General features: G+C 74.1%; 11 protein-coding genes. 6 read left to right on the forward strand and 5 right to left on the reverse strand.

Annotated features, from left to right (window positions below):
- From IE286_RS24780 to IE286_RS24800, 5 genes are all read left to right on the forward strand, one after another.
- On the forward strand, nucleotides 1-801 hold an 801-nt coding region (locus tag IE286_RS24780), incomplete at its 5' end, for an alpha/beta hydrolase (protein ID WP_189798988.1).
- A gap of 8 nt (nucleotides 802-809) precedes the next feature.
- Entirely contained in the window at nucleotides 810-2,075 is a 1,266-nt protein-coding gene (locus tag IE286_RS24785) for an acyltransferase family protein (protein WP_189799020.1), read from the forward strand.
- Nucleotides 2,075-3,556, forward strand: a complete 1,482-nt coding sequence (locus tag IE286_RS24790) for a sensor histidine kinase (RefSeq protein WP_189798989.1) — start codon at nucleotides 2,075-2,077, stop codon at nucleotides 3,554-3,556. Before IE286_RS24785 ends, IE286_RS24790 begins: the two co-directional genes overlap by 1 nt.
- Nucleotides 3,553-4,227, forward strand: coding sequence for a response regulator (locus IE286_RS24795; protein WP_189798990.1), 675 nt, complete (start codon nucleotides 3,553-3,555; stop codon nucleotides 4,225-4,227). The genes IE286_RS24790 and IE286_RS24795 overlap by 4 nt, the downstream gene beginning before the upstream one ends.
- 100 nt (nucleotides 4,228-4,327) lie before the next feature.
- Entirely contained in the window at nucleotides 4,328-5,548 is a 1,221-nt protein-coding gene (locus IE286_RS24800; RefSeq protein WP_189798991.1) for a cytochrome P450, read from the forward strand.
- 40 nt (nucleotides 5,549-5,588) lie between these two features.
- Here the strand turns inward: IE286_RS24800 and IE286_RS24805 are convergent, their stop codons facing one another.
- Nucleotides 5,589-6,458 carry a diacylglycerol kinase gene (locus IE286_RS24805; protein WP_189799021.1) on the reverse strand — a complete coding sequence of 290 codons (870 nt, stop codon included), beginning with the start codon at nucleotides 6,456-6,458 and terminating at the stop codon, nucleotides 5,589-5,591.
- 228 nt (nucleotides 6,459-6,686) lie between these two features.
- Here IE286_RS24805 and IE286_RS24810 point away from each other — a divergent pair, with 228 nt between their 5' ends.
- Nucleotides 6,687-7,970 (forward strand): adenylosuccinate synthase, encoded by a 1,284-nt coding sequence (locus tag IE286_RS24810; protein ID WP_189798992.1) that lies wholly within the window; start codon nucleotides 6,687-6,689, stop codon nucleotides 7,968-7,970.
- A 254-nt stretch (nucleotides 7,971-8,224) separates the two neighbouring features.
- Here the strand turns inward: IE286_RS24810 and IE286_RS24815 are convergent, their stop codons facing one another.
- From IE286_RS24815 to IE286_RS24830, 4 genes are all read right to left on the reverse strand, one after another.
- Nucleotides 8,225-8,875 (reverse strand): putative DNA-mimic protein, encoded by a 651-nt coding sequence (locus IE286_RS24815; RefSeq protein ID WP_189798993.1) that lies wholly within the window; start codon nucleotides 8,873-8,875, stop codon nucleotides 8,225-8,227.
- Between the two features lie 100 nt (nucleotides 8,876-8,975).
- Nucleotides 8,976-11,441, reverse strand: coding sequence for a dolichyl-phosphate beta-glucosyltransferase (locus IE286_RS24820; RefSeq protein ID WP_189798994.1), 2,466 nt, complete (start codon nucleotides 11,439-11,441; stop codon nucleotides 8,976-8,978).
- Complete coding sequence (locus tag IE286_RS24825; protein ID WP_189798995.1) at nucleotides 11,438-12,187, reverse strand: GntR family transcriptional regulator; 750 nt, start codon at nucleotides 12,185-12,187, stop codon at nucleotides 11,438-11,440. The genes IE286_RS24820 and IE286_RS24825 overlap by 4 nt, the downstream gene beginning before the upstream one ends.
- A 193-nt stretch (nucleotides 12,188-12,380) precedes the next feature.
- The gene (locus tag IE286_RS24830) at nucleotides 12,381-13,763 is read right to left on the reverse strand and encodes an aspartate aminotransferase family protein (protein WP_189798996.1); all 1,383 of its coding nucleotides are present in this window, start codon (nucleotides 13,761-13,763) and stop codon (nucleotides 12,381-12,383) included.
- Nucleotides 13,764-14,076 lie beyond the last annotated feature (313 nt).

Genomic DNA, 14,076 nt, shown 5'->3' on the forward strand with positions numbered 1-14,076 from the left:
CCGGCCGGACGGCGGGCCGCCGCGCACGGCGACGCGCGGCGGGCCGCGGCGGAGCGGCGGCTGGCGGCGCCCGGACGGCGGCTGCTCGCCTTCGACGGACGCGGCCCCGGCCTGGTCACGGAGGTGTTCGGCGACCTGACGCGCGCGGACCGCGTGGCCGTCCTGGTGCCCGGCTCGGACACCTCCCTCGACACCTACGACCGCTTCCGCGCGGACGCCTCGGCGCTGTCCGCCGGACTGGCCCGCCACGCCCCGGGCCGCACCGCCGTCGTGGCCTGGCTCGGCTACCGCACCCCCGGCACCGTCAGCACCACCGTGCTGACCACGGGCCGCGCCGAACAGGCGGCCCCCCGCCTGCGGCGGACGGTGCACGAACTGCGGGGCCTGCTGGGCGGCACCGCGCGTCTCACCCTGGTGTGCCACTCCTACGGCTCGGTGGTGTGCGGCCGGGCCGCCGCCCGTCTGCCCGTGGACGACATCGTGCTCGTCGGCAGCCCCGGCACCGGCGCCGGCAGCGTGGCCGGGCTGCACACCCCGGCCCGCGTCTGGGCCGGCCGCACCTCGGGCGACTGGGTGGCCCATGTGCCGCATGTGCGGGCCGCGCTGCTGGGCACCACGGTCGGTTTCGGCACCGACCCGATGGATCCGGCGTTCGGTGCGCGTACCTTCCCGGCCGGACCCGGCGGCCACAGCTCCTACTTCACCCCCGGCTCCGCCTGCCTGGCCCACCTGGCCGGCATCGTCCTGGGCACGGAGCCCACGGCGCCCGGCGCGGCCGGGGAGGAAGGAGGGGCGCGGTGACCGGGCGGATGCTCGACACACCTCGCCCGGCAGCGCCCGCCGCGCCCCGGCCCGCCCGCAGCCGGCGGCCCCGCACGCCGCCGCTGCCGAGCCTGCCGGCCCGGGTGGGCGCCGCAGCCCGGCGGCTGCACGCCGCGACCCCGCCCGAGCGGGACCGCGCGGTCGACGCGCTGCGGGCGTGGGCCATCCTCGGTGTGGTGCTGGGCCACTGGCTGGTCACGGCGCTGGTCGTGCCGGACGGCTCGCGTCCCGTGCTGCACACCGCGAGCCCCCTGCAGTACCTGCCCGGCCTGGCGCCCATCTCCTGGGTGTTCCAGACCCTCGCGGTGTTCTTCCTGGTCAGCGGTCATGTCACCACCCGCGGTCGGCTGTCGGCGCAGGCCCGCGGAGTCGGTTACGGGCCGTGGCTGCGCCGGCGGCTCTCCCGGCTGTTCCGGCCGGTCGCCGCCGTCCTCGTCCTGTGGGCGGTCGTGGCGGTGGCTCTGCTGCTGGGCGGCGCGGATCCGGGCACGGTGCGCACCCTGGTCAAGCTGGCCCTGTCCCCGCTGTGGTTTCTGCTGGTCCTCGCCGCGCTGACGGCCGCGACACCGCTGCTGACCCGGCTGCACCCGGTGTGGCCGCTGGCCGTCGTGCTGCATGTGGACCTGCTGCGGTTCGGGTTCGGCGCTCCCGGCCGGCTCGGCTGGATCAACCTGCCCGCCGGCTGGCTGGTGCCGTTCACCCTCGGCGCCGCCTGGACCCGCGGGGAACTGTGCGGCCGCCGCGCGGGCTGGGCGCTGCTGGCCGGCGGTGCGGCGGCCACCGCGGGGCTCGTCGTCCTGGCCGGCTACCCGGCGTCGATGGTCGGCGTCCCGGGCGCGACGGTCTCCAACCTGAACCCGCCGACGCTGGCCGCCGTCACCTTCGGCCTGGCCCAGTGCGGCCTGGCCCTGCTGCTGCGCGAGCCGCTGCGCCGCGCGATGCGCCGCCCGCTCGCCTGGGCGGCCGTGGCCCTGGCCAACCTGTCCGCGATGACGGTGTTCCTGTGGCACCAGACGGCGCTGATGGCGACCACCGCCACCGGTCTGCTCGCCGGCCGCCTGCCCGGCCTGCACACCCTGCCCGACCGTCCGGGCTGGCTGGCGGCCCGCCTGGCCTGGCTGCCGGTGTTCGCCCTCGCCCTGACGGTGTGCTGGGCGGCCTTCCACGGCTGGGAGCGCACCGCCGGCCGGCGCGAGAGGCGGGCGGCGCACCCGGGTGCGGACGACGCCTCACACCCTAGGGTGGACGGGTGATGTCGAGGGGAGACGCCGTCCTGCGCGGGCTGCGGACGCTGCGGGACGACCTGTGCACCGTGCGGCCCGATCCCCTGCCTGTCACGGGACGGCTGCGCCGGCTGCCCCATGTGGTGGTGTGTGTGGCCGCGTTCGGTGTCTTCGTCGGCGGTCTGTCGTACCAGCTGAACGCCGGGCAGGTGGTCTTCCAGTACGCCTTCCCGCTCGCGCTGGGCCAGGCCGGAGCCGTGGTGCTGGCCCTGCGGCGGCCGGTCGCGGCGTGGTGGCTGTCCCTGGCCGCGGCGGCGCTGCTGGCAGTCACCGTCCGGCCCTTGCTGGCGGGCGGGCGGGTGGACACGTTCCAGTGGCCGTGGACCGCGGCGGGGCTCATCGGTCACCTGTTCGTCCTGCTGCTGCTCGCCCTGCGGGTGCGCACCCGTGTCGCGCTGGAGGCGCTGGCGCTGACCGTGCTGGTCACCTATGTCCTGCAGGTGCCGGTGGGCGCGGTGAACCACGAGTCCACCGCCGTGGTCACCATGGCCCTGTCCACGGTCGTGGTGGTTCTGGGCATCGCCCTGCGCGGGCGCCGCGAGGCCCGTGCGGAACTGGTGCAGCAGACCTCGCTCACCGCCGAGGAGCGGGCCCGCCGCACCCTGCTGGAGGAACGCAGCCGCATCGCCCGCGAACTGCACGACGTGGTCGCCCACCACATGTCGGTCATCTCCATCCAGGCGCAGGTGGCCGAGCATCTGACGAAGAACCCGCCGGAGAAGCTCAAGGAGAACCTGGCCGGCATCCGGCAGAACGCGCTGGAGGCGCTCACCGAACTGCGCCGGGTGCTCGCCGTGCTGCGCTCCGCCGGTCCCGACGACCCCTACGGCCTCGGGGAGCCGGGCACCGCCGCCGCCCCGCAGGCCCCGCAGCCCACCCTCGGCCGGCTCGGCGCCCTGGTGGAGAACACCCGCGCCGCCGGACTCGCCGTGACCCTGGAGGTGCAGGACGAACGGCGCACCGCCCGGACCTATCCGCCCGGCGTGGAGCTGTCGGCGTACCGCATCGTGCAGGAGGCGCTGAGCAACGCCCTGCGGCACGCCCCCGGTTCGACGGTCCGTGTCGAGGTCGTCCACGTCGCCGAGGGCCTGCGCCTGCACATCGTCAACTCCGCGCCGCGTAAGGCCGCCCCGCCCTCGCCGGGCGCCGGGCACGGACTGCTGGGCATGCGGGAGCGGGCGGCCATGCTCGGCGGGCAGGTCACGGCCGCCCGCACCGCGCACGGGGGGTTCGCCGTCTCCGCGTTCCTGCCCCGTGACGGCGGCGTCTCACTCGACGGCCCGCTGCTGCCCGCCCCGCGCATCGAGCACGACGACCCGGACGGCCTGCCCGTGGTCCGCCTGCACCCGTCGGCCGCCCCCTCGGCACCCGAGAACGCGCCGGGGACCGGTTCACCGCACCCGTCGGACCCACCGCACCCACCGCACGCGACAGAAGAAGGAAGGTCATGACGAGCGGCAGCATCCGCGTACTGATCGCCGACGACCAGCAGATGGTCCGGGAGGGGTTCGGCGTCCTGCTCGACGCCCGGCCGGACATCGAGGTGGTCGGGCAGGCGGTGGACGGCCTGGACGCGGTCGCCAAGGTCGCCGAACTCACCCCGGACGTGGTCCTGATGGACATCCGCATGCCCCAGCTCAGCGGCATCGAGGCCACCCGCCGGATCACCGCCGGCACACCCGGCACCAAGGTGCTGGTGCTGACCACGTTCGACCTCGACGAGTACGTGTACGAGGCGCTGCGGGCCGGGGCGTCCGGGTTCCTGCTGAAGGACGCCTCCGCCGACCGGCTGGCCGAGGCGGTGCGGGTCGTCGCGGCCGGTGACGCGCTGCTGGCGCCGGGCGTCACCCGCCGGCTGATCGCCGAGTTCTCCCGGATGGACAACCGGCCCCGCTCCCCGCTCAAGAAACGTGTCGGCGAACTGACCGAGCGGGAGACGGAGGTGCTCGCGCTGATCGCCCAGGGACTGTCCAACGCGGAGATCGCCGAGCGGCTGGTCGTCGCCGAGCAGACGGTGAAGTCCCATGTGAGCCGGATCCTGACGAAACTGGGGCTGCGCGACCGCACCCAGGCCGCGGTCTTCGCCTACGAGTGCGGCCTCGTCCGTCCCTCGGGGTACTGAGGTCCCGGCGGGGCGGGGTACCGGCGTTCCGCCGGGCTGATGCGCGCACCGGCCGCACACTCCCTGGTCCGCGACCGGCCGGCGGGCTAGCGTCCCGGGCATGGCTGCTGTCCGCGACCTCCCGTTCGACCCCTGGGACCCGGCGTTCCTCGCCGACCCCTACCCCGCCTACGCCGAGCTGCGCGCCCGCGGGCGGGTGCTGTACTACGAGCCGAGCAATCAGTGGCTCGTGCCGCACCACGCGGACGTGTCGGCGCTGCTGCGCGACCGGCGGCTGGGCCGCACCTACACCCACCGGTTCACCCACGAGGAGTTCGGGCGTACCCCGCCCCCGCCGGAGCACGAGCCGTTCCACACCCTCAACGACCACGGGATGCTGGACCTGGAGCCGCCGGACCACACCCGGATCCGGCGGCTGGTGTCCAAGGCGTTCACCCCGCGCACGGTGGAGCGGCTGCGGCCGTATGTGCACCGCCTGGCCGGCGAGCTGGCCGACGGCCTGGTGCGCGACGGGGGCGGCGACCTGCTGACGGATGTCGCCGAACCGCTGCCGGTCGCGGTGATCGCCGAGATGCTGGGCATCCCCGAGGCGGACCGCGCACAGCTGCGGCCCTGGTCGGCGGCCATCTGCGGGATGTACGAGCTGAACCCCACGCCGCGGGCGGCCGAGGCGGCGGTGCGGGCGTCGGTGGAGTTCTCCGAGTATCTGCGCGGGCTGATCGCCGAGCGCCGCAAGGCCCCGGGCGACGACCTGGTCTCCGGGCTGATCGCGGCCCACGACGAGGGCGACCGGCTCACCGAGCAGGAGATGATCTCCACGGCGGTGCTGCTGCTCAACGCGGGCCACGAGGCCACCGTGAATGCCACGGGCAACGGCTGGTGGGCGCTGTTCCGCAACCCCGCCCAGCTGGCCGCGCTCCGCGCCGACCACGGCCTGGTCCCCTCGGCCGTGGAGGAGCTGCTGCGCTACGACACCCCGCTGCAGCTGTTCGAGCGGTGGGTCCTGGACGAGATCGAGATCGACGGCACGACGATCCCGCGGGGCGCGGAGCTGGCCCTGCTGTTCGGGTCCGCCAACCACGACCCGGCGGTCTTCGCCGAACCCGAGCGCCTGGACCTCGCCCGCCGCGACAACCCGCACATCTCCTTCAGCGCCGGCATCCACTACTGCATCGGCGCCCCGCTGGCCCGCATGGAACTGGCGGCCTCCCTGACGGCCCTGCTGCGCAAGGCCCCGGTCCTGCGCCTGGCGGCGGAGCCGGAACGCACGCCGAACTTCGTGATCAGGGGACTCAAGGGGCTGAGCGTGGAGGTGGGGTGACCGCCGGGCGCCCGGCCCCGCACTCCCCGGTGCACGGCGCTCACCCCGGCGCGGACTGTGGCACCACCAGCGCCCAGGCGTCCCGGCGCACGGTCCACGTCCGGGTCCGTACCGGGCCCGACACCTCCGTGTCCGCCCGGTAGCGGAAGTGCGCGCCGGAGACGGTCACCGTGCGGCCCTCGGCCAGCAGCGGTGAGGCCTGGGCGCCGGGCCCGGGCAGCGGCCGCACCCGAACCCGCGCTTGCCCCTCGGCGCCGGGTGTGACGCAGACGGCCTCCACCGGCCGGTCCAGGTCGACGACCGTGACCCCGTCGACCTCCACCCGCAGGTGGACCGGCCGCCGTCCGGCGGCGCCCGCCGCCCGGGGCGGGCGGGCGACCAGGGTCCGCACCAGCGACTGGCAGGTGCGCAGCCAGTCCCGGCCCGCACCCGCAGCGGCCGGGACGGCGTCCGCCGCCGCGTCCGCCGGCCCGCCGCGCGCCCGGGCTGCCGCCGCCGGACGGTCGCCGGGCGGCGGGATGTGCAGCGCGCCCACCACCACCCCGTCGCTGTCGTCGACGAGCAGATCGCGCCGGCGGACCACCCCGTCGAGCACCGTCCGTGCCGCGGCCACCGGACCGGCCGGCACACCCAGCGAGTGGGCCAGGGACATGACATCCCCGACCGGCACCACGGACAGCACGCAGTCCGCCAGCTCCCGCCGCCGGTGCAGCACCGACACCGCCCGCAGCAGCGCCCGGTCGTCGCCGACCACGACCGGCCGGCGCGCTCCGCGCCGCGCCAGGGCGCGGTCGAACTCCTCCGCCTCCTCGGGCAGACACACCTTGGTGACGGCACCCGCACTGAGCACATCTTTCGCGATCCGCACGGATTCCCCGTCGGTGCGCCGGGCGACCGGGTCGATGACCATCAGCAGCTGATCGGGCGTCGTGAAGGTCGCCACCTCGGTCCTGCCTCGCTTCCTCGGGTAGCATCTTTGTGCAAGAGCCCCTTGCGCGATTGCGCCAGGGGCTTCGTCTATTCCGGGGCATCCGGTCCGACGGTTGCGCGGCCGACGTGGGTCGCGCGGTGTACGCGGCGGTGAACCCGCGTACGCCCCTGACCTTGGACATGCCCCGCCCGGAAGGGGTGTACGCGCGTGCCCGCACTTGTGCTGCTCGGTGCTCAGTGGGGTGACGAAGGCAAAGGAAAGGCCACCGACCTGCTCGGTGGTTCGGTGGACTATGTGGTGCGTTACCAGGGCGGCAACAACGCCGGCCACACGGTGGTCGTCGGTGACCAGAAATACGCCCTGCACCTGCTGCCCTCCGGCATCCTGTCGCCCGGCTGTACGCCCGTCATCGGCAATGGCGTCGTCGTCGACCCGTCGGTCCTGCTTTCCGAGCTGAGCGGTCTGAACGAGCGCGGCGTCGACACGTCCAAGCTGCTGATCAGTGGAAACGCTCACATCATCACGCCGTACAACGTCACCCTGGACAAGGTGACGGAACGCTTCCTCGGCAAGCGCAAGATCGGCACCACGGGCCGCGGCATCGGCCCGACCTACGCGGACAAGATCAACCGTGTCGGCATCCGGGTGCAGGACCTGTACGACGAGTCGATCCTGACCCAGAAGGTCGAGGCGGCGCTCGACGTCAAGAACCAGATCCTCACCAAGCTGTACAACCGGCGCGCCATCGCCGCCGGCCAGGTGGTCGAGGAGCTGCTCGGCCACGCCGAGAAGATCAAGCCCTACGTCGCCGACACCGCCCTGATCCTCAACCAGGCCCTGGACGAGAACAAGGTGGTCCTCTTCGAGGGCGGTCAGGGCACGCTGCTGGACATCGACCACGGCACGTACCCGTTCGTGACCTCGTCCAACCCGACCGCGGGCGGTGCCTGCACCGGCACCGGTGTCGGCCCGACGAAGATCAGCCGGGTGATCGGCATCCTCAAGGCCTACACCACCCGTGTCGGCGCCGGTCCCTTCCCGACCGAGCTGTTCGACGAGGACGGCGAGGCGCTGCGCCGGATCGGCGGCGAGCGGGGCGTGACCACCGGCCGCGACCGCCGCTGCGGCTGGTTCGACGCGGTGATCGCCCGCTACGCCACCCGGGTCAACGGCCTGACCGACTTCTTCCTCACCAAGCTGGACGTCCTCACCGGCTGGGAGCGCATCCCGGTGTGCGTGGCCTACGAGATCGACGGCAAGCGGGTCGAGGAGCTGCCCTACTCGCAGACCGACTTCCACCACGCCAAGCCCGTCTACGAGTACCTGCCGGGCTGGCAGGAGGACATCACCAAGGCGAAGACCTTCTCCGACCTGCCGAAGAACGCCCAGGGCTACGTCAAGGCACTGGAGGAGATGTCCGGCGCCCCGATCTCCGCGATCGGTGTCGGCCCGGGCCGCGACGAGACGATCCAGATCAACTCCTTCCTCTGAGGAGAGCACTCCCGCAGGCCCGGGCGTCCGGGTGTCCGAGGGCCCGAACGCCGGGAAGCGGGAGACCATGGCACACGGCCGGTGCGGTGATCCGCGCCGGCCGTGTGTGGTGTACGCGCGGGCGGAGGGCGGCTGCCTGTTGTGCGCGCGGGCGGAGGGCGGCGCCGGTTCCGCGTACGGGCAGGGAGAGCGGCCGCCCGTTCGGCGCGCGGCAGAAGGCGGAAGGCGCCCGCCGTGCCGGCGCGCTCGCGCGGTCAGCTGAACACGATCATCGCGCCCTGGGCCAGGCTCCGGGTCGCCGCCGTGTACAGGCAGGACCACACATGGCGTTCGCGGGCGTAGGGGCTGGGGTCGTAGGGCGCGGGCGCGGCCGGCTGCTCCAGCTCGGTGGGGCCGGGCGGCGGGGACGGAGGGGCCGGCGGGTTGGCCGGGTCGATGCCGAGGGCCGGACCCACGTACTCCAGTTCGCGCAGCAGCGCCTGGGAGGAGCCCAGCGGCCCGCCGCCGGCGAGCAGGTCGTCGTTGGACAAGGGGTGGGCGAAGTCGAGCGGGACGTAGGCACCGGTGTGGTCGTAGTGCCAGACCAGGTGCGACTGACGGGCGGTGGGCTCGAACATCTCCAGCAACTGCTCGTAGTCGCCGCCCAGTTCGTCCACCGGGCTCAACGGCAGGCCGGTGAGGGTCAGCAGGTGGGCGCGGCGCAGGAAGTGCAGGGCGTCGTAGTCGAAACCGGCGACCGGGGCGACGTCGCCGGACAGGCCCGGCATGTACGGGTGGACCGGCACCGGGGGGAGCCCGTTCTCGGCCAGCGCCTTGTTGTACTGCGCGAGTTCCTCGGCGAAGGGGTTGTCGGGGGCGTGGCACAACACGTCGACGAGCGGTACCAACCACAGGTCGCAGGCCAAAGAGGGCTCCTCACTCAGCGCGAAGCGATGCTCGGTGATCAGGAAGCGTAGTCGGTGGGGTGAGGGGCGGATTCCGCGCGGGGCAGGGGAGCCGGACCGGTCATCTCCGCCCGTGCAGGTCCCATACCCACACCCCGCCGGTCCACGTCCCCGGGCGGCCCACCAGTTCGGTGACGGTGCGGCGCAGGGCGCCGTCGTTGGGCTGCGGAGCGAGGACCAGGGCGCCCGCGTGCCAGTACGCGAAGTCCTGCCGTGCCTGGGCGCGGCGGGCGGCGTCGATGACGGGGACGGCGCCGCTGTAGCGGACCTCGCGCAGCATGCTGGAGGTGGCGCGGGGCGGGGCCCCGTAGATGCCGGTGCGCTCCGGGCCGAAGGGTCCGTTGAAGTAGCCACCGGGCAGGGCGAAACCGAGGCCGGCGACGGTCTGCCAGTGCAGGGCCTCGGCCGCGCCGGGGTCGGGCAGCGGCACCGGCACCAGCGTCTCGCCCGGGTGAACGTACGCCTTGTACGTCCCGGCGGTGATGAACCGGGGCACCGGGACGCGGTCCACCGCCTTCAGCGGCGCCGGAACCAGCGGCAGCAGGGCCAGCGCGACGCCCGCCACGCCGGCCCAGCGGGGGCCCGGGGCGCTCAGGCGGGCCATGCGGGTCACGGCGAAGGCGAGCAGCATGCCCAGCGCCGGGGCGCAGATCATGGCCACCCGGCCCTCGATCACCGACTCGAACAGCGGCAGCCGCGCGAACAGCGCCCACGGCCCGGGCCAGGTCAGGTCGGTCAGCGGCAGCCGGATCCGCGGGCCCAGCGACAGCAGCGCGGCCCCGGCCGCGGTCACCGTCAGCGCCTTGACCAGGGCGTGCTCCCACAGCCGGACGGCGATGCCGAGGGCGAGCAGCAGCAGGGGCCAGCCGTAGAAGGCGTTCTGCTCGGTGGGGTTCAGGGACAGCGCGTCGGCCCGCCGCGCGTCGCCCGCGAGCAGGGAGCGCTCGGCGAAGGAGATCAGGGCCAGCGGGCTGTTGCCCGCGTCGTCGCCGTGCAGCACGCTGCCGTAGCTCTGCGGGCCGGCGAACTGCCAGTACAGCGGGAAGGCGACGAGCGGCAGGCACACCGCGGCACCGGTGAGCAGGCCCCGCAGCAGCGGCCGCCAGGCCGCCCTCGCCACGTCCCGGCGCGCCACCGCGTACCCGGCGGCGAACAGCGCCAGGCCGAGCGCGGCCAGCAGCAACGGCTCCTCACCGAGGAAGATCTGGTAGGCCGTCAGAAGCCCGAGGATCACGCCGTCGCGCCGGACCCGCTCGCCCGTGCACAGCCTCAGCGCCCGGTCGGCGATCAGCGGGATCACGAACAGGATGACGAAGTTCGGGTGCGCGTTGGCGTGGCTGACCATCGGCGGGGCGAACGCGGCCAGCGCCGCACCGGTGAAGGCGGCGCCGCGGTGCGCGGTGACCCGGGTGACGATCAGCCAGTACCAGGCGGTGCCGGTCGCGGCCAGGCCCAGCGTCATGCAGGCGCTGAGGGACACGGCCGGGCCGAAGGCGAGCGTGACGGGCGTCCAGGGCACCGTCAGGCCCAGCATGACCGTGTTGGCCATGAGGTTGACGCCGTCGGGGAAGCCCTGCAGGTCGGTGAAGAGGGGGTTGCGCAGGTGGGCCACGCTGTCGGCGGTGACCGCGAAGAACCACTCCCACTGGTTCTGGTCCTGCAGCGAGTCCGGCAGATAGCGGTGGGCGGGGTCGACGAGCCGTCCGGCGTACAGCACGACCGCCATCAGCAGGAACGCGGCGCAGGCCAGCAGGTCGGCCGGCCGCCAGGAGCGCACCTTGAGCCGCACGAGCTCGGCCAGCACGCGCCCGTAGTCCAGCGGGCCCACCTTGGAGCCGGCCTGGTGCGACCAGCGCACCGGGACCTCGGCGACGGGCCAGTCGGCGCGGTGGAAGTGCTGCAGCACCTCCACGTCGATCCCCCAGCCGTCGAGCCGGGACGCGGCGAAGGCGGCGCGGGCGCGGTCCCCGTCGAAGAGTTTGAAACCGCACTGGGTGTCGCGGATGCCGGGCACCGCGAGCAGCCGTATGAGGACGTTGCCGGCGCGGCCCAGCAGTTCCCGCAGCCGGTGCTGGCGGCTGCCGATCGAGGCGCCCGGCACGCTGCGGGAGCCGATCGCGGCGGCGTTGCCGTGGCCCAGTGCCTCGTCGAGCCGGTCCAGTTCCTCGATGGGCGCGGCCAGGTCGGCGTCGGTGACCAGCACGCGCCGGCCGCGGGTGGCCAGCACGCCGAGGCGCAGCGCGTGGCCCTTGCCCCGGTTGCGGTCGGCGGCGACGAGCCTCACCCGCGGATCGGGGTGGGCGGTGACCAGGTCGCCGGTGCCGTCGGTGGAACCGTCGTCGGCGACGACGACCTCCCAGGTGCCGAACCGGTCCCCGGCGGCGCCGAGATAGGAGGTGACGGCGTCCAGGGTGGGGCCGAGCCGGCGTTCCTCGTTGTAGGCGGGGATGACGACCGACAGGTCGACGTCGTCCTCGGCGGGCGCGGCCCAGGACGGCCCGGTGCGCGGGTGGGCGGTGTCGCTCATGCGCCGGCCAGCCGGTCGGCCAGACAGCGGGCGTGCGCGTGGTACGCGGCGACGATCGAGCGGGCGGCGACGATGTCCCGTCCGGCCAGCGCGTCGACGAGCGCGGTGTGGCCGGTCCACAGCAGACCGCGCAGGTCGTCCTGGCGGCGCAGGTACGGCACCGCGCACATCCAGGACTGCACGCGCAGCCGGTGCAGGAAGTCGGCGAGGTAGGGGTTGCCGTACAAGGTGCCGAGTTCCCGCCAGAACCGCAGGTCGTAGCCGATCAGCACGGTCAGGTCACCGGCCAGGGCGGCCCGCCGGGCCTCCTCCCCGCGCCGGCGCACCCCGGCGAGCGCGGCGGCCACCCGGGCCTCGCGCAGATCGTCCGGGGCCTGCGGGCCCCGCCGGTGCTGCTGCGGGGGGTTCGCCTCGGGCAGCGGCACCCGCCCGTCCAGCAGGGCCTGGAACATCCCGTCGCTGACCAGGCGGCGGGCCTCGATCATCCGCACATAGTCGTCGGCGGAGTACTCGCGCACCTTGAACCCGCGGTGCTGGTCGGCCTCCAGCAGCCCCTGCGCGGACAGGTCCACGAGCGCCTCGCGCACCGGGGTGGCGGACACCCCGTACTGCTCGGCGATCTCCTTGACCGTGCATTCCTGCCCCGGCTGCAGTCTCCCGGCCAGCACCTCGTCGCGCAGCGCGTCCGCGATCTGCTGCCGCAGGGTGCTGCGGGTCACGGCGCCGGTTCCGCTGATGCCGGCCATGGTCGGGGCGTCTCCCTTGCGCGTGCGGTGGCGTAACTCGCCCGTGAGTCGGCTGGTCCCCGCCCGCGTCCCGACCCGTGGTGGATACGTGGTCATGACACGTCGGCGAAGACCGTGAGGTCGTCACCTTACGCGTTCGCACGCGGGTGGCGGCCCGGTGATCCGGGCCGCTCACCAGCGCGCTACCGGAGGATCACGCGGTGTATTCGTCGGCCACGGACAGCGCCGCGTCCAGGGCCTGGAAGCCCTCCTTCAGCTCGGCCTCGGTGATGGTGAGCGGCGGCACCACGTGGGTGCGGTTCATGTTCACGAAGGGCCACAGGCCGTGCGCCTTGGCGGCGGCGGCGAAGGCCGCCATGGGGGCGTTGGCCTCACCGGTGGCGTTGTACGGCACCAGCGGCTCGCGGGTCTCGCGGTTCTTCACCAGCTCCACCGCCCAGAACATGCCGGTGCCGCGCACGTCGCCGACGCTCGGGTGCCGCTCGGCCAGCGCGCGCAGCCCCGGCTCCACGACCTCGGCGCCCAGCCGCCGGGCGTTGTCGACGATGCCCTCCTCGGCCATCACGTTGATGGTCGCCACGGCCGCCGCGCAGGCCAGCGGGTGCCCGGAGTAGGTCAGCCCGCCCGGGTAGGGGCGCTTGCCGAAGGTCTGTGCGATCTTCCCGGAGATCGCGACTCCGCCGAGCGGCACATAGCCGGAGTTCACGCCCTTGGCGAAGGTCATCAGGTCGGGGACGACCCCGAAGTGGTCCGCGGCGAACCACTCGCCGGTCCGCCCGAACCCGGCCATCACCTCGTCCAGGATGAACACGATCCCGTACTTGTCGCACAGCTCGCGCACCCCGGCCAGATAGCCGGGCGGCGGCACCATGATGCCCGCGGTGCCCGGGATCGACTCCAGGATGACCGCGGCGACGGTGCCGGGTCCCTCGAAGGCGATCGTCGTCTCCAGGTGTTCCAGCGCCCGCGCGCACTCCTGCTCCTCGGTCTCGGCGTAGAAGCGCGAGCGGTACAGGAACGGCGCCCAGAAGTGCACCACGCCGGCGGAGGCGGTGTCGGAGGCCCAGCGGCGCGGGTCGCCGGTGATGTTCACCGCCTGCTGCGAGCCGCCGTGGTACGAGCGGTACGCCGAGAGCACCTTCGGCCGCCCGGTGTGCAGCCGCGCCATGCGCACCGCGTGCTCGACGGCGTCCGCGCCGCCGTTCGTGAAGAAGATCTTGTCCAGGTCGCCGGGGGTGCGCTCGGCGATCAGCCGGGCCGCCTCCGAGCGCGCCTCGACCGCGAAGGCCGGTGCGAAGGTCGCCAGGGTGGCGGCCTGCTCCTGGATCGCGGCGACGACCTCGGGGTGCTGGTAGCCGATGTTGGTGAAGACGAGTCCGCTGGTGAAGTCCAGGTAGCGGTTGCCGTCGTAGTCCCAGAAGTACGACCCTTCGGCGCCCGCCACGGCGAGCGGGTCGATGAGGTCCTGCGCGGACCAGGAGTGGAAGACGTGCGCACGGTCGGCGGCCTTGACTGCGGCCCCGGCCTCGGGGTTCGGCTGGTGGGTCCGGGAAACCGGAGAGGGCTGTGCGGTCATGCGCCGAGCGTAGAGGTCCAGGACACGCACCGGGTATGGGCGTCCTGTCTGCGGACGCGGGCAATTGGCGACAGGTTGTCGGGGAGCGGGGGCGGGCGGACGGGGCCCGGACGCCGGTGCGGAACGGACTCGCCGGGTGGTGCGCCCCGGGCACGGGCCGGTGCGCGGCGGGCACGGGCCGGTGCGCGGCGGGCACGGGCCGGTGCGCGGCGGGGGAGGACCGCTGCCGGGCGGCCGGCGGCACCGCACTATTCTCGGTCTGTCGCGCAGGGGCGTACCGGGGCATGTCGGGGAGGCGGCTTCACCGTGGACG

Origin of the sequence: Streptomyces thermodiastaticus (genome assembly GCF_014656135.1) — a bacterium.
In the GTDB taxonomy this organism is placed as follows: domain Bacteria; phylum Actinomycetota; class Actinomycetes; order Streptomycetales; family Streptomycetaceae; genus Streptomyces; species Streptomyces thermodiastaticus.